This window comes from Allochromatium tepidum (assembly GCF_018409545.1).
Taxonomy (GTDB): Bacteria; Pseudomonadota; Gammaproteobacteria; order Chromatiales; family Chromatiaceae; genus Thermochromatium; species Thermochromatium tepidum_A.
Genome location: NZ_AP024563.1, coordinates 1704218 through 1720881 on the forward strand (window position 1 = coordinate 1704218; position 16664 = coordinate 1720881).

The 16664-nt window shown below is 67.6% G+C and carries 10 protein-coding genes; 2 read left to right on the forward strand and 8 right to left on the reverse strand.

Going from position 1 to position 16664, the window contains the following annotated elements; translation table 11 throughout:
* Nucleotides 1–7 precede the first annotated feature (7 nt).
* From Atep_RS08245 to Atep_RS08270, 6 genes are read right to left on the reverse strand one after another with little or no spacing between them, the layout of a single operon-like run.
* A complete protein-coding gene (locus tag Atep_RS08245) occupies nt 8–1687 on the reverse strand; it encodes a diguanylate cyclase (protein ID WP_213377858.1) in 1680 nt (559 codons plus the stop codon).
* 38 nt (nt 1688–1725) lie between these two features.
* Nucleotides 1726–2073, reverse strand: a complete 348-nt coding sequence (locus Atep_RS08250) for a response regulator (RefSeq protein WP_213377860.1) — start codon at nt 2071–2073, stop codon at nt 1726–1728.
* Between the two features lie 44 nt (nt 2074–2117).
* Nucleotides 2118–4415, reverse strand: coding sequence for a hybrid sensor histidine kinase/response regulator (locus Atep_RS08255; protein WP_213377862.1), 2298 nt, complete (start codon nt 4413–4415; stop codon nt 2118–2120).
* A 13-nt stretch (nt 4416–4428) separates the two neighbouring features.
* Nucleotides 4429–6087, reverse strand: coding sequence for a CheR family methyltransferase (locus Atep_RS08260; RefSeq protein WP_213377868.1), 1659 nt, complete (start codon nt 6085–6087; stop codon nt 4429–4431).
* Entirely contained in the window at nt 6084–7142 is a 1059-nt protein-coding gene (gene cheB / locus Atep_RS08265; protein ID WP_213377870.1) for a chemotaxis-specific protein-glutamate methyltransferase CheB, read from the reverse strand. The genes Atep_RS08260 and cheB overlap by 4 nt, the downstream gene beginning before the upstream one ends.
* Complete coding sequence (locus tag Atep_RS08270) at nt 7139–9106, reverse strand: methyl-accepting chemotaxis protein (protein ID WP_213377872.1); 1968 nt, start codon at nt 9104–9106, stop codon at nt 7139–7141. The genes cheB and Atep_RS08270 overlap by 4 nt, the downstream gene beginning before the upstream one ends.
* A gap of 136 nt (nt 9107–9242) precedes the next feature.
* On the opposite strand from Atep_RS08270, the gene Atep_RS08275 reads away from it, so the two are divergent.
* Nucleotides 9243–9617, forward strand: a complete 375-nt coding sequence (locus tag Atep_RS08275; protein ID WP_213377873.1) for an acyl-CoA thioesterase — start codon at nt 9243–9245, stop codon at nt 9615–9617.
* Nucleotides 9618–9702: 85 nt separating this feature from the next.
* Here the strand turns inward: Atep_RS08275 and Atep_RS08280 are convergent, their stop codons facing one another.
* A complete protein-coding gene (locus tag Atep_RS08280; RefSeq protein WP_213377879.1) occupies nt 9703–10113 on the reverse strand; it encodes an acyl-CoA thioesterase in 411 nt (136 codons plus the stop codon).
* 115 nt (nt 10114–10228) lie between these two features.
* On the reverse strand, nt 10229–10825 hold the full coding sequence (locus Atep_RS08285; protein ID WP_236786067.1) for a hypothetical protein: 597 nt from the start codon (nt 10823–10825) through the stop codon (nt 10229–10231).
* A 265-nt stretch (nt 10826–11090) separates the two neighbouring features.
* Between Atep_RS08285 and Atep_RS08290 the strand changes: the two genes are divergently transcribed.
* Nucleotides 11091–16622: an alpha-2-macroglobulin family protein gene (locus tag Atep_RS08290; RefSeq protein ID WP_213377881.1), complete on the forward strand. Its 5532-nt coding sequence runs from the start codon at nt 11091–11093 to the stop codon at nt 16620–16622.
* Nucleotides 16623–16664: the final 42 nt, after the last annotated feature.

Below are 16664 nucleotides of genomic sequence, written 5' to 3' on the forward strand. Positions count from 1 at the left end.
GCGGTCGTCACTGCCGGCTGTTGGTGTGGGCGATCAGGATGCGATTGCGTCCCGCGCGCTTGGCCTGGTAGAGCGCGGCATCGGCCGCCTCGATCAGCGCCGAGGGATCGTCGTATTCGGGAAAGGCCGCCAGCCCGCCGCTGAAGGTACAGTGGAACTCGGCTCCATCGGCCATGAAGGTGACGGCTGCGAAGCTCTCGCGCAGTGCGTCCATGATGCCTTTGGCCTGATCGACGTCCAGACCGGTCATGATGACGGCGAACTCCTCGCCGCCATAGCGCCCGACGATGTCGGATTCGCGCAGACGCAGCCTGAGCGTGCGCCCGAGCGCCATCAGCACCTGATCGCCGGTCGGGTGGCCGTGGGTGTCGTTGACGGCCTTGAAGTGGTCGACATCGATCATGGCCAGACAGAGCAGGCGCCCGGAGCGCTGACAGGAGGCCATGGCGACCTTGAGCAGTTGCAGGATGGTGTTGTGGTTGAACAGACCGGTGAGACTGTCGCGGATCATCAGCGAGCGCAGGGTGCGCATGCGCTCGGCGCGCAGATGGACCTCGGTCACGAGGCGCTCGGGTTCGATCGGCTTGGTGAGGAAGCCGTCGGCCCCGACCTGGAGCGCCTTGAACTGACGCCGCGCATCGGTCTCGGAAGAGACATAGATGATCGGCAGCCCCAGATAGCCGGGGATCTGGCGCAGCACACGCGCCAGTTCGGGGCCTGAGCACTTGGGCATGTAGAGATCCATCAGCACCAGATCGGCGTCGAAGTCCTCCAGGATGCCGGGCACGCGCTCGGGCTCACTCGCGACGCGGATGGTCATCCCGGCCGACTCCAGCACCATGGCATAGAACTGGGCCACGTCCGGGTCGTCGTCGACGATCAGGATGTGATAGGGGTCTGGCGCACCGCGACTGGTGAGCTGATCGAGCAACTCGGCCAGTTCGACGGCCTTGACCGGCTTGCGGCAGTAAGCGTGCCCCCCGGCCTTGACTGCGCGCAGACGGGCCTGGAAGTCGTCGCGCACCGAGATGAACAGACAGGGGATGGGCGCTTCCAGCCGGGCATTCAGTTCGGCGATCGTCGCCGGTCCGGCGTCGCCGCCCTCCGGGAACATGACGTCCATGATGATGGCCGCCGGCGGCCTGTTCAGGACGGCTTCGCGCATCGACTCCAGCGAGTCGTAAGGATCGACCTCGTAACCGAAGCAGCCGAGCTGAGCCGACAGTTCCTGAGCGAGCAGGGTGTCGTCGTCGCAGAGATAGATGAGACGGTGGTTCGAGCCGGTCTCTTCGGCGCGTTGAGCCGGCAGGGCGAAGCGCGGCTGGCTGTCGGCCGCCATGGCGCTGTCGACGCTCAACTTAAGTTCTTCGAGCGTCCGGACATGCCGGCGCAGATCGGTGAGCAGGTGCGGCGAGAGCCGCCGGTCGCCGTCGAGTACCTCGCGCAGGATCTGCTCGGCCTCTTTGGCCGAGGCGTTGATGGCGTCGAAGCCGAAGGAGGCGCCCGAGCCCTTGAGTGTATGGAAGATGAGATGGAGCTGACTGAGCGGCTCGTCCTGACGCTCGCCGGTCGTGAGGGTCGTCAGCAACTCGCGCGCCTGACGCAGACGGTCGGGAAGCTGCTCGATGAAGGACGCGCGCAGACGGCGCTTGCGTTCCTGGAAGGAGTCCTGGGGGCCGGCCGGCATGTCGATGGGGCCTCGCTCGTGTCTCCAGTCGTTGCGGTTCAGAATCGGTCGAGCAGTTCGATCAGGTGCTGCTCCAGCGCGCCGTCCTTGGCCAGACAGGCATGGAGTCCGGGCGCACGCTCCAGCAACGGCGCCGGGTCGTCCCCGGTCAGGAGCACGAAGGGGCGCTCCAGGCCGCGTTCGCGCAGTTCCTGAAACAACTCTAGTCCATCGAGCAGCGGCATGTGCAGGTCCGAGACCACCAGATCGAAGGTCGCGTCTTCGCTGAGTTGCTCCAGGGCCTCCAGGCCGTGTTCGGCGAGCCGGCAACTGTGTCCGGCCTCTTCGAGGAAGGCCAGGGTCATCTCGCCGGCCAGCGGGTCATCGTCGACGATCAGTATGCGCATGGGGTTCTCGGATCCTCGAATCAGTGGCGGGTGCGCGTCGGGCGCTAACCTAACAGATTCATGAGTGTATCGACCAGACTCGATTGATTGAAATCGCCCTTGACGATATAGGCGTCGGCGCCGACCTGGATGCCGCGCTGCTTGTCTTCCGGCTTCTGGCGCGAGGTGACGATCACGATGGGCGTCGAGCGGTACTGCTCGTGACCGCGCAGGCGCGTGGTCAGCGAGAAGCCGTCCATGCCCGGCATGTCGACGTCTGTGATCACGGCGTCGAAGTGTCCGCCGAGCGCCTTCTGCCAGCCGTCGAGTCCGTCCTCGGCCAGGGTGACGCGGTAGCCGTAGGCCTCCAGGATCTCGCGCTCGATCTCGCGCGTGTTGAGCGAGTCGTCGACGACCAGGATACGCTGTCCGCCGGGCGTCTGATGGGGCGCGCGCCGGTCGGCGTTCACCAGGGGCGTCTCGCCGCGCAGTCGGCGCGCCATCTCCAGCAGCGCCGGCGCCTGGAGGATGCTGACCAGGGCGTTGTCGCCGGTGACGACCATGCCGGCGACCAGCCCGCCGGCGCGCAGATGGGCCGGTAGCGGCTTGATGACCATGTCGCGCTCGTCGAGCAGCCGGTCGACGACCAGGCCCAGCTTGGTCTGGCGCGACTGGATGACCACGACTAACCAGCCGGCTCCGGACGGTTCATCGGCCGTGATCTGGAGCGCGGGCAGGTCGCCGGCCTGGACCAGCGGCAGGAATTCGTTGCGCAGCACCATGGCCGGGCGGTCGCCGACCAGCAGGGTCTGGTCGCGCGGCACCCGGATCAGCTCGGCGACCTGGCGCGCGGTCAGCCCGAAGGCGCGCCCGCCGGCCTCGAACAGCAGCACCCGCATCACGGCGAGCGAGGCCGGGAGCTGGAGACCGAAGCGGGTGCCGCTGCCGGGACGGCTGGAGATCGACAGCGAGCCGCGCAGATCCTCGACGATGGCGCGCTTGACCACGTCCAGACCGACGCCGCGCCCTGAGATGTCGGTGATGATGGCGCTGGTGCTGAATCCGGGCAGCAAGCAGAGGTTCTCGACGGCCTCGTCGTCGAGTGCCGGGGCGCGGGCCGGATCGATCAGGCCTTTCTGGATCGCCTTGGCGAGGATGCGCTCGCGGTCGAGTCCGCGACCGTCGTCCTCGATCTCGATGAGCACGCCGACGCCTTCCTGGCGCGCCGAGAGCCGCAGTCGCCCGAGACGCGGTTTGCCGGCGGCCTGGCGTTCGTCCGGCGATTCGAGTCCGTGGTCGACGGCGTTGCGCAGCAGATGCACCAGGGCATCGCTCAAGTGATCGATGAGCTGCCGGTCCAGCTCGATCTCGCCGCCGCTGATCTCGCAGTGGACCTCCTTGCCCAGCTCGCGTCCGAGCTGGCGCGCCAGGGGCGCGATCGGCTCGAAGACGATGGCCAGCGGCAGCATCCGCATCACCAGGGCGCGATCGTTGAGTTCGGTCGTCAGGCGTTCCTGTTCCTGGACCAGATCGCGCAGGGCGAGCGTGAAGCCGTGCATGGCCTGAGACTGGGCCGTCAGTCGCTCGCGGTCCGGTTCGGTCTCGGCGGAGGCCAGGGCGGCCAGCGACTTGTCGAGGGTGCGCGCCTCCAGCAGATTCCGCCGTAGCTTGGCCTGGTTGGAGACGACCTCGCCCATGAGCTTGATGAGCTCGTCGAGCTTGTCCATGCGCACCCGCACGCTGTCGGGGGCGCGCAGGGCGGTCGGGGCGTCGCGTGCCGGTTCCTCCGACGGCGGTTCGGTCGGCGTCGGCACGGGTTGGGTCGGCGTGCTCGTCCCGGACGGCGTGGCGGTTGAAGGCGAGGGCGCCGCAATGCGTGTCGGCTCGGATTCGGTCGCGGATGACGCCGACTCAGCCCCTCTCCCCTCGCGGGAGATGGGTTGGGGAGAGGGGGAAAACGACTCGGCAAGATTCCCTTCAGCCGCCGCCGCGAGTGCCGCGCAGAGTGCTTCATCAGCGTCCGGGATCTGCCCCGCGTTCGGTTCCACCTGCTCGACCAGCGCACCGATGGCATCCAGAGACCGCATCAGCAGCGCGCCGAGTTCGGGGTTCGAGCGTATCCGGCCCTCGCGCAGAGCGCCCAGCACCTCTTCGAGCTGGTGTGCGGTGTCGGCGATGCCCGTCAGCTTGAGCATCCGCGCCGAGCCCTTGATGGTATGGGCGGCGCGGAAGAGTTCGTTGATCGAATCGCCGTCAAGACCGGCGCCCGACGCCAGCGGCGCCAGTCCGGCTTCGAGCCGCCCCAGATGGTCGCGGGCCTCGCCGGTGAAACGGGGTAGGAATTTCTTGATGTCCAGGGCCATGATGGATACCGGCTCAGACGCTCGCTTCGAGTCGGGTCAGACGCAGCCGGCACAGTCGGTGCAGATCGCCGAGCGCCAGGGCCGGTGCACCGATCAGGATCGTCTGCGGGTCGACGGTCGGCGTATCGCGATCGAGCTGGCGCAGGACGATGCCGTACTCGCGCCGCGCCAGTTCCGTCTGCCCGCTCTCGCGATAGACCTCGGCGAGCTGGAAGTGAGCCGGCCAGGCTTCGGGCTGGTGGTAGATGGCGCGACGCAGGAAGGCGACGGCATCCGTCGTCTGCTTCTGGTGCCGGGCGCCGCGTCCCAACAGCAGCAACCCCTCCAGATTCCAGTGATCGCGCTCCAGCACCTGATGCGCCAGCGCCAGCGCGTCCGCGATCCGCTCCTGCTCGAACAGCAGATATGCCTTGAGCACCAGATCCTTCGCCCTTGGCTGGGGACAAGCACAGAGCGGTTCGAGCCGTTCGAGCGCCGCCTGATGACGTTCGGACCGGGCGAGCGCGAGCGCCTCGTCATGGATGGCGTCCGCCCCCGCGTCATCGAAAACAGGCGGCTCCGGCGGCCGGGAGCGCGTGACCGGCACCGGAGCCGAGATCGGCGCGCCGCTGTCAGCGTGCAGAACGGGCGGCGCCGGCCGCATCGCTCGGGCCGGCGACGAGAGCTTGGCGTCAGTCACCACCGACGCCCCATTGGAACGCCGCGTCGAAGTCGCCGAACCACGGTTCGCTAAAGACGGCGCCGGCCTAGCCCCGCTCCCCTCGCGGGAGAGGGGTTGGGGAGAGGGGGCAAGACGGTCGACAGCGCCGATGTGCTTTTGCTTCGCCTCGGACAGCGGACGAGTCACAGACGCCGTCTCCATCCCCGCCGGCTCGTTGACGAACAGAAAGACCCCATCACGCTCCCGCAGCGTCAGGATGCCGAAATCATTGGCCAGCGTCTCCGAGATGCCGACGATCAGATAGCCGCCGGGCGCCAGCAGCGTCTTGAGCCGCTCCAGCACATGCCGGCGGGTCGGCTCATCGAAATAGATCGAGACGTTGCGAAAGAAGACCACGTCCTGACCGGCCAGGGTCGCGGGATAGTCGGCGGCGAGCAGGTTGAGCGGCTGGAAGCACACCCGTTGACGCAGACTGTCGTCGATTCGGAACTGGTTGGTGTCGATCGGCGTGAAATACCGCTCCTGGAGTTCGGGACTCAGGGCGCGGAACGAGAAGCGCCCGTAGACCCCGGCACGCGCACGCTCCAGCACCGCGCGATCGACGTCGCCGGCGTTGATCTCGAAGAAGCGCTCGGCCAGCTCCCCATAGCGTTCGCGCAGAGCGATCAGGATCGAATAGGGCTCCTCGCCGGTCGAGCAGCCGACGGATAGGAGGCGCACGGGCGCCTCGGAGGTCCGGCGCGCCAGCAGTTCGGGACAGAGCCGCTCGGTCAGCAGGCGCAGATGCTGGGGTTCGCGGTAGAAGTAGGTCTCGTTGATAGTGATGAGACTGGTGAGGGTGTGCAGCTCGGTCTCGTCGTCGCGCAGCCGCGCCAGATAGTCCTCGGGCGAGCGGGCGCCGACCGTGTCGAGGCGCTTGACGAGCAGTTCGCGCCAGAGATCGTTGCCGTAGGTACCGGCATTGAGTCCCAAATATTCGCGGATGAACTGCTGGATGGATTCGAGATTCATGGTGCGGCGCCCACAAAGCGGCACAGCGCGCCCGCGATCTCGTCCAGCGGCAGCACGCGCCCGATGGCGCCGGCGAGGATGGCCTCGCGATTCATGCCGAAGATGAGCGAACTGGCCTCGTCCTGGGCCAGGGTCTGACCGCCGGCGGCACGCAGGTCGAGCAGCCCGCGCACGCCGTCGCGTCCCATGCCCGTCAAAATCACCCCCAATGCCTGCGACCCGTAACGCTCGGCCACTGAGGACAGCAGCCGGTCGCAGCTTGGGTGATAGATGTCGCGCTCCTCCGCTTCGACATAGTGCAGACGCCGGTCGGGACTCAGAATCAAATGCCGGGCCGGATCGGCCAGATAGACGCGCCCGGGTTGCGGTATCTCGCCGGCCTGGGCCACCACGACCTTCAGCGGACAGAGCGCGTCGAGCCAGTCGGCCATGGCCTCGGCGAAGCCGACCGACAGATGCTGCGCGATCAGGACCGGGGCGGCGAGCGTCGCCGGCAGCTGTGGAAGCAGCGCCGCCAATGCCTGCGGGCCGCCGGTGGACGACGCGATGGCGATCAGACGCTCGCCCCGGCTGTCCGGACGTTCGCCGACTACGGCAGGCATCGAAAGCGGCTGAAGCGCCGACGCGGCTTGGGGCACGAGCGAAGTACCGCCCGACTGGCGCCGGATGTGCCGGATCACAGGCACGCCGGCAAGCATCCGCAGCCGCCGCGCCAGCGCGCCGCCATCGTCGATCCCCGGCTTGGCGGCCGCTTCCAGCGCTCCCCGCGCCACCGCCGCCATGGCATTGTGCGAGTCGGCCAGATCCGAGAGCACCAGGATCGGCGTGGCCCGCACCGCCATGATCTCTTCGATGGCGGTCAGGCCGTCCATCACCGGCATCTGCAAGTCCAGGGTGATGACGTCGGGCTTGAGCTGGAGCGTCAGCTCCAGCGCCTCACGCCCGTCGGACGCCTCGCCGCAGACGCTCAGTCCGGGCTCGGACTCCAGCAGGGCGCGGATGAGCGCCCGCGCCGAGCCGCTGTCGTCGACCACCAGGACGCGGATCGGTTTCATGCGTCGCCCTGGGTCTTCTGAGGCAAGGCCGTCGGCGGCTCGGATTCGGCGGGCCGTTCATCGAGCACGAAGCGGTCGACCTGGCCTTTGAGCGTCGCCGACAGTTGCGTCATGCTCTGGGCCACCTGCGAGATACGCCGCACCGACTCGGCCGTCTCGGCGCTGGCGGTCACGATCTCCTTGAGCGCGACCACCACCTGATTGCTGGCGGTGCGCTGCTGCTGGGTCGACAGGCTGATCTGCTGGGCCGAACTGGTGGTCTCGCTCGCGGTCTGCACCAGCTCGTGCAGGAAGTCGGCTGTGCGCGCCGAGGCGTCCAGCCCCTGATCGATCCCGACCGAGCCTTTTTCCGACGTGATGACCAGGCGGCCGATGGTCTCCTGGATCTCGCCGATCTTGTGCGCGATCTCGGCGGTCGACTCGCTGACCGAGTCGGCCAGACGCCGGATCTCGGCGGCCACAACGCCGAAGCGCTTGCCCGCCTCGCCCGCCGATGAGGCCTCGAGCGCGGCGTTGAAGGCGATCAGCTTGGTCTGATCGGCCACGGTGTCGATGATCTCCATGATGCGCGTGATCTCCTTGGACTTGCCGCCCAGATCGACGATCTCCTTGAGCGAGACCTGATTGTCGTGGCGGATCTCCTCCATCTTGTCGACCAGTTGGCGCATCGCGTCCTCGCCCCGGCGACTGCCCTCATAGGTACGGCGCGCGATCTCGACCACCGAACCCGAGTATTCGGCGATCTGGGCCGAGGACGAGGACAGTTCCTCCATGGTCGAGGTGATCTCGGCCACCGAACTGGACATCTCGCTCGACGTGGCCGCCTGACCTTCGACGGCCTGGGCGATCTGGCGTGCGGCCTCGTGGATCGCGATCGCATTGCGCTCGACCTCGGCGACCAGATCGCGCAGATGACGGCGCATCCGGTCGGTCGCGCCCGCCAGCCCGGCCAGCTCGTCGCGTCCGTCCAGGGCGACGGCGCGCGCCAGGTCGCCGCCGGCCACACGATCGACCCCCTGGGTGAGGCGTTCGATGCGCCGGGCCAGCACGCGCGCCGAGACGAGCGCGAACACCAGACCGATCGCCAGCACCAGACCTCCGAGCATCCAGGTTCGCTCGATCGCCCGTGCCCGGATCCGGCTGTAGACCTGACGGTCCTTGGCGACCTCGATCACCCCGAGCGGCTGGCCGGCATAGTCCCGAACCTGTTCGGCATAGACGGCCATGCTCACGCCGCCGATGGTCAGCTGGGCGTACTGGGGCGTGCCGGCGGCGGCCGCGGCGATGGTCGCCTCGTCAAGGAGTGGGCGCTCGCCGGCGGTGCTCGCAAAGGTCTCGATCGTACCGTCGCGGGTCAGATGGAGCGCGGCCTCGACGCCGTGGCGGGCCTTGAAGCCCTCGAAGAAGGCCGGCCCGAACGACATGCCGAACTCGACCGAGCCGAGATGACGCCCCTGATCGAAGACCGGAACCATCCCGCGCGCGCCCAGACCGGCGACGCCGGATTCCAGACCGCGATGGGGTTGGCGCTCCGTATTGGTATCGACGACCGAATGGCGGAAGCCGGAGAGATCGTCGCCGTATTTCTCGATCTGGTGCAGGCGCAGGAAGGAGGTCGCGGGCGGGGTGTGGAACTGGAACTGGACGGCGCCATAGTCCTTGCTCAGCACCTCATAGGATGCGAGGAGTTGCTCGCGCAGCCAGTCGCGATCACCGGCGGCGAAGTGCTGCCGGACCTCGGGGATGTTGGCGACCAGGGCGCTCAGGGCCTCGGCCATGCGGGTCTCGGCCTCGACGTCGAGCCGGATGCGTTCGGCATACTGGCGCATCTCGGTGCGCTCCGCCTCCAGGGCCAGGCCGTCCAGGGCACGCAGATTGAAGAAGGACAACACCGAGACGGCGAGCAGGATCGCGGTCCCGGCGCCGATCATGTAGTTGACCCAGAGACGGAGGTTGGTGAACATCGATCGCTATCTCGTGCAGGCCGCGTCCGGCGCGGACGTTGAAACCGCGTTTCCGAGCAACGAATGCTAGCCCAAGCCGAGCCGTCAAAGAAGACCTTCCCCCCAAAAGAAGATTCAACCCGCCTCTGGAGTCGTCATGGAGAGTTACACCGTCGTCCGTCCCGAACATCTCAACCACTATGGCCATCTGTTCGGCGGCTGTCTGCTCAAATGGGTCGACGAGATCGCCTGGATCGCCGCCAGCCGCGACAATCCGGGCTGTCGCTTCGTCACCATCGGCATGGACCGCGTCGAATTCCATCGCGGGGTCGAGCTGGGCACCGTGCTGCGCTTCGAGGCCGGCGAGAGCTGTCGGGGACGCACCTCGCTGACCTATGGCGTGAGCGTCTATGCCGACGATCTGGAGACCGGGCGCGAGGAGCCGATCTTCTCGACCTGCATCACCTTTGTGCGGCTCGACGAGCAGGGGCGGAAGATTGCGCTGCCCAGCGCCGAGCCGACCCTGGTCTGACGGCTGTCCGGAACCGTAGACCCGTAGGACGGGCAGATAGAAGCGATGTCCATCGAATCCGCTCGAATCAGGCGCAGGACGGCCTTCAACAGCCTTCCAGTCCTGCACGCAGCGCCTCCGGCAGGGCCTCGCCGACATGGACCTCATCCGTCACCAGGACATGGATGGTCCTGGCCGTGGCCATCTCCTCGCCGGCTTCACTCAGAAAGCGATAGCCGATCGCAAACGAGCGCCGGCGCAGATCCTCGACCCGGACCTCGACCCGAATCCGGTCGCCGTGGCGCATCGGGCGCCGGTAGTCGGCCTCGGCGTGGATCAGGGGCAGCAGGATCTCGCCGTCGCGGAGCATGGCATCGATCGGATAGCCGATGTGTTCCATGAAGGCTTCGAGTGCATCCTGCGCGTGCCGGAACAGATGGGCGAAGAACAGGCGTCCGGCGGCATCCGTGTCGTGCAGCCGGATGCGGTAGTGGTACTGGAACGGGGGTTCCGTCATGGGCCAAGTCGATGGTTCTCGGCTGGAGGACTGTACGGGAGGACACATCCCTGTGTCTGGGCGTCCTGTCGGGCGAGTCAGCGCCTGTACGACGACCGGCGCGCCCCATCAGGCTTCAGGACGAGCGCTTGGAAGCCACCGAGCCGCGGGTGCTCAGCAGGAAGAACGCGGCCACCAGGAAGGCGACGATGGCCACGGCGATGACCATGGTCACGGGCTTGCCGGCCGGGTCGACGACCTTGAAGGGCTCGCCGATCTTGACCAGGATGGCCGAATGGCTCGGATCGGCCAGCAGATAGCCGCAGAAGCCGAGGAAGACGCCATAGATGACCATCTTGGTGTCCAGATAGAGGCCGACCAGCAGAGCGACCAGAGCGGTCATCATGACCAGGGTCACGGCGGCCTTCTGCCCGCCGAGGGCGGAGTCGACGCCCATCTTGTGCAGGATGGTCAGCACCCAGGCCAGGGCGCCCCAGATGATGATCTGCTTGGCCAGATAGAACAGACGCGAGTCGCCCCGCACATAGGCATTGCCCCAGGCGGTGACCAGCGAGATGAGTCCGATGATCGGGACGAAGTATCCCCAGTAGAGAGCGATGCCGCCGGCGTTCTCGCGGGTGAGTGCGAAGAGCGCGACGGTGCCGGCATAGAGGATGATGAGCGGGAACAGGGCGAGCATCAACGAGCCTTGCGATTTTGCGGATGTTGTCACGACGAACCCTCCTGATGTTTTGGGTTGCTGTGGTTGATGAGCCGATAGCCTGTGTGAAACTGCAAGCGAGACCACCGAATCGGTCAAGCCCGCTGATAGTAACCTCACTGAAACTGCGTGTTAAGGGTTGAACGCGAACTCGATGGAGTGTCGTCACCCCGCTTTTGGCGAAAAGTGTGCGATCGATGCATGTTGTGCATTGCTCGGACGCCGCCGGAGGACTAGAGTTCATCCTATCCGGTCCACTGTCGATGGGGTCGTCACCATGTCCGCTTCCGTGCCTGTCTCCCTGCTCGGTCGTCTGTCGCTGCTGCTCTGTGTGGTGCTCGTCTGGCCGGCCGATCGGGTTCCGGCCGCCGAGCGCGCCATCGAACTCATGCCCGGCATCGATTACTTCGGGCGCGATTACTCGACGCTCAAGTCCGTCACGCTGGAAGATTGCCAGACGGCCTGTCTGAACGACAGTCGCTGCCGCGCCTTCACCTACAACACCAAGGCCGAATGGTGTTTCCTCAAGGAGAATCACGAGGAAGCCCGTCCCTTCGCGGGAGCCGTCTCCGGTCATGTGGTCGAGCGGGCCGGTCAGGTCGCGGGCACGGACGGTAAGGCACAGCGCCCCGTCTCATCCGGCGCGCGACTGGCCGATCTCGGATTTCTGCCGCCGCGTGAACTCGGCGAAGCTCGCCGACTGGCCGCCAAGCTGGCGAGCGCGCCCGTGCCTGAGGTCAAGCTCGCGACCCTGACGGCCCAGGCGCGCACGGCGCTGCAATCCGAGCAGCCGGCTCAGGCCGCCGCGCTCCAGTCCCAGGCGCTGCGTCTGACCCCCGACGACCTGGGACTCTGGACGTCGCTGGCCGAATCCTCGCTCGCGGCCGCTCAGAGTGGCGATTGGGACGAGCGCCAGCGTCATCGCCGGCAGGCGACGGCCGCCGCCATCAATGCCCATACGCACGCCCAGAACGACGCCGAACGCGCCGCCACCCTGGCGCTCATCGCCCGCACCCTGGCCCAGCGCAACGAATGGCGCGCCGCGATCAAAGCCAATCGCGCCGCGCTCGCCCTGGTCGAGTCGCCCGAACTGCGCCGGATCCTCGATCAGCAGGTCGCCGAGCATGGCTTCCGGGTCAGCGGGCACGAGGTCGACTCGGATGCCGCCGGCCCGCGTATCTGCATCCAGTTCACCGATCCGCTCGATCTGCGCCGGCCCAATCTCACCGACTTCGTGCGTGTCGTCGCCCGCACCGACCTGCCGATCGAGGCCGAGTCCAAACAGATCTGTATCGACGGTGTGCGCCACGGCGAGCGTTATCAGGTGCTGGTGCGTCCCGGACTGCCCGCCGCCGACGGCGAGACCCTGAGCAAGGGCTCTGAACTCGACATCTATGTCCGCGACCGTGCGCCCATGGCCCGCTTCCTCGGTCGTGCCTATGTGCTGCCCAAGGGCGGCGAGGCGGCGATCCCGGTGGTCTCGGTCAATACCGATACCCTGGAGGCCGAGGTCCATCGGCTCGGTGATCGCGTTCTGACCCAGGCGCTGGAGGAAGGGCTACTGGAGCAGCAGCTCGGGCGCTGGAACCTGGAACGCATCCGGGAACGCACCGGCGAGTCGATCTGGAAGGGTACGATCGAGGTCAAGCCCGAACTCAACCGCGAGGTGACGACGGCGGTTCCGGTCGGCGCCCTGGTGTCCGAACTCAAGCCCGGCATCCATGTGCTGACCGTGCGTCCGCGCAATGCGCCCGACGACGGCAGTTCGCTCGCGACCCAGTGGTTCCTGGTCTCGGATCTGGGGCTGACCACGCTCGCCGGTAACGACGGACTCCATGCCCTGGTGCGCTCGCTCTCCAGTGCCAAGCCGCTCGGACGGGTCGAGGTGCGGCTGGTCGCGGTCAACAACGAGATCCTGGGCCGCGCGACCACGGACAACGAGGGGCACGCCCGCTTCGATCCCGGTCTGTTGCGCGGCACCGGCGGCAATGCCCCGGCGCTGCTGGCGGCCGAGTCGTCCGCCGGGGACTATGCCTTTCTCGACCTGACCCAATCGCCCTTCGATTTGAGCGACCGGGGTGTCGATGGCCGACTGCCGCCCAAGCCGCTCGACGTCTATCTGGTCAGCGAGCGCGGCGCCTATCGGCCGGGCGAGACCGTGCATCTCACCGCGCTGGTGCGCGACTCGCGCGCGCGGGCGGTGACGGATCTGCCGATCACGCTCGTCGTCAAGCGTCCTGATGGGATGGAATATCTGCGCACGCTGACCCAGGATCAGGGTCAGGGCGGTCATGCGGCCGATGTGCAACTGACCAGGACCGCGCCGCGCGGCACCTGGCGCGCGGCCGTCCATGCCGATCCCAAGGGGCCGGCGCTGGCCGAGCTGGCGTTTCTGGTCGAGGACTTCCTGCCTGAGCGCCTGACCTTCGAGCTGGATTCGTCCAGTCCGGCCATCGATCCGGCCGATCCGCCGTCGCTCAGGCTCGATGCCCGCTTCCTCTATGGCGCACCGGCCGGCGGGCTGACGCTGGAAGGCGAGATCCAGGTGAAACCGACCGAGACCCTGGCCGCCTTCCCCGGTTATCGCTTCGGTCTGGCCAGCGAGGAACTCGAGCCGCTCGGCGTGCCGCTGTCGGGCGGGCGCACGGATGCCGCCGGTCATGCCGAGGTGACTCTGGATCTGCCCGAGATCCCGCCGACCACCAAGCTGCTGGAGGCCGAGATCCAGGTCCGGGTGCTGGAGGAGGGCGGGCGCCCGGTCGAGCGCCAGCTCAAGCGTCCGGTGGCCTCCAAACAGACGCGGATCGGACTCAAGCCGCTGTTCGAGGATTCGGTGGAGGAGGGCGGCAACGCCCGGTTCGAGGCCATCGCCATCGGCGCGGATGGTCAGCGTCAGTCGCTCACCGGCGTGCGCTGGACGCTGGCACGGCTCAAGACCAGCTTCCAGTGGTACGCCTCGGACGGCAACTGGAACTATGAGCCCATCACCACCACCGAGCGCGTGGCCGACGGCACCCTGGATCTGGGCGCGCTCGATGCCGGGCGGATCGAAGCCGCCGTCGATTGGGGCCGCTATCGGCTGACGCTCTCGACATCGGACAGTGCGGTGCTGCCGGTGGATCTGGAGTTCGAGGCCGGCTGGTACGTCCAGCCCAAGACGCAGGACACGCCCGATCTGCTCAAGGTCTCGCTCGACAAGCCGAGCTATCGGGTCGGCGACAAGGCGCGGGTGCGGCTCGAACCGCGTTTCGCCGGTCTGGCGCTGGTGATGGTGGTCGATGATCGGCTCATCAGCATGAAAGCGGTCGAGGTGCCCGAAGACGGCGCGACCGTCGAGCTGCCCGTGACCGCCGAGTGGGGACCGGGCGCCTATGTCACGGCAGCGCTCTACCGTCCGATGGATCTGGAGGCACGCCGGATGCCGGGCCGCGCGCTCGGTCTGACCTGGGCCGGTGTCGATCCGGGGGCGCGCAAGCTGGCGCTGACGTTGCCCGAGACGCCCCAGCTCAGCGGCACGGTGCGCCCGCGCCAAACCCTCGAGATCCCGGTCCGGGTCGAGGGCGCCAGGTCCGGACAGCCGGTCTATGTCACGGTCTCGGCGGTCGATCTCGGGATTCTGAACCTCACGCGCTATCAGCCGCCCGCGCCGGACGACTGGTATTTCGCCCAGCGCCGGCTGGGGATGGAGATCCGCGATCTCTATGGTCGGCTCATCGACCGGATGCAGGGCGTTCCGGGCGTGGTGCGCACGGGCGGCGATGGGCTTGGACTGAGCATCGAAGGTCCGCCGCCGACCGAGGAACTGCTCGCCTATCACTCGGGGATCGTCAAACTCGACGATCGCGGTCAGGCCGGCGTCTCGGTCGAGATTCCCGACTTCAACGGCACGGTGCGGGTCATGGCGATGGCCTGGAGTGCCGAAGGCGTGGGCCATGCGGTGCGTGATCTGACGGTGCGCGATCCGATCGTGGTCACGCCGACACTGCCGCGCTTCCTGGCGCCGGGCGACCGTTCGCGCTTGCTGCTGGGTCTGGACGCAGTCGAGGGGCCGGGCGGTGAGGTCGGACTCTCGGTCGTCGCTGAAGGCGATCAGATCCAGGTCGCGCCCGAGTCGGCGCGCTCCAGTCTGACCCTGGCCGAGGGTGAGCGCGGACAGACCGGCGTCGCGTTTCAGGCCGAATCGGTCGGCGATGCGCGGTTGAACATCGATCTACTGACCCCGGACGGTCGGACCCTGCGCAAGACGCTGCGCGTACCGGTGCGCTCCAATGCGCCGCGCACCAGCCGCACCGAAGTGGTGACGCTCCAGCCGGGCGAGGAACTGACGCTGGACGCCGGACGGCTCGCCGACCGTGTGACCGGAACCGGCTCGCTGCTGGTCTCGATCGGCGGTGCCGGGCGGCTGGATGTCGCCGGACTGCTGATGGCGCTCGACCGCTATCCATACGGCTGTGTCGAGCAGCTCACCAGCCGCGCCTTGCCGCTGCTCTATCTCAACGACGTGGCTCAGACCGCCGGACTGGCCGGCGAGGGCGGAGCGAGCGAACGGGTTCGCACGGCCATCGGCGAGATCCTCGCCAAGCAGGACGGCAGCGGCAGCTTCGGGATCTGGGGCAACGATGGCGGCGGCGACACCTGGCTCGATGCCTATGTCACCGACTTCCTCACCCGTGCGCGCGAGAAGGGCTATGAAGTCCCGGACGCGCCCTTCCAGATGGCGCTCGACAACCTGCGCAACAGCCTCAGCTATGCCCCGGACTTCAGCTCGGGCGGCGAGGACATCGCCTATGCGCTCTATGTGCTGGCCCGCAACGGACGCGCCGCCATCGGCGATCTGCGCTATTACGCCGACACCAAGCTCGACGCCTTCGCCACCCCGCTGGCCGTGTCCCAGCTCGCCGCCGCGCTCGCCATCCAGGGCGACCGCCCGCGCGCCGACGGGTTGTTCCGGAGCGCGCTCGGCAAGCTGGCGCAGAGCCATGACGATCGGCGCTGGCGCTCGGACTATGGCTCGCTGTTGCGCGATGGAGCCGGACTGCTGACGCTGGCCGCCGAGAGCGAATCCTCGGCGGTGAATCTCCAGTCGCTCGCGCAGCGGCTGCAGGCGCTGTGGGTGGGCGAGTCCCATACCAGCACCCAGGAACAGGCGTGGCTGCTGCTTGCGGCTCATGCCCTGATGCAGTCGAGCGAACAGCCGGCCTTGAGTGTCGATGGGGCGGCTCATGCGGGCGTCTTCCATCGTCGCGTCGATGACGCCCAACTGGCCTTGCGCCCGCTGTCGATCGTCAATCGCGGCACGAGTCCGGTCGAGGCGTTGGTCACGATGACGGGCGTGCCGCGCGTGCCTGAGCCGGCGGACGGTCAGGGCTATCGGATCGAGCGTGCCTACTATGACCTGGAGGGACGGCGGGTCCGGTTGGCTGAGGTCGAGCAGGGGCAGCGTCTGATCGCCGTGCTCACGGTCGAGGCGACCGAGCCGCGTCAGGCGCGTCTGATCCTCGACGATCCGCTACCGGCGGGACTGGAGATCGACAATCCCAACCTCATCCGCGCCGGCGACGTCTCCGGCATCCCCTGGCTGGGTCTGGAGAACGAGGCCAGGCACACCGAGTTCCGCGCCGATCGCTTCATCGCCGCCATCGATCGCGATGCCGACGACTCGGCGCAGTTCCAGCTCGCCTATCGGTTGCGCGCGGTCTCGCCCGGCGTCTTCGCGCATCCCGCCGCGACCGTGGAGGACATGTACCGGCCCAGTCTGCGGGCCTGGACCGAGACAGGTACGGTCGAGGTGCGCGAGCCGGAGCAATGAGGCGCCCCAATAGCGAAGTCGTCAAACCTTGGTTCAATGGAC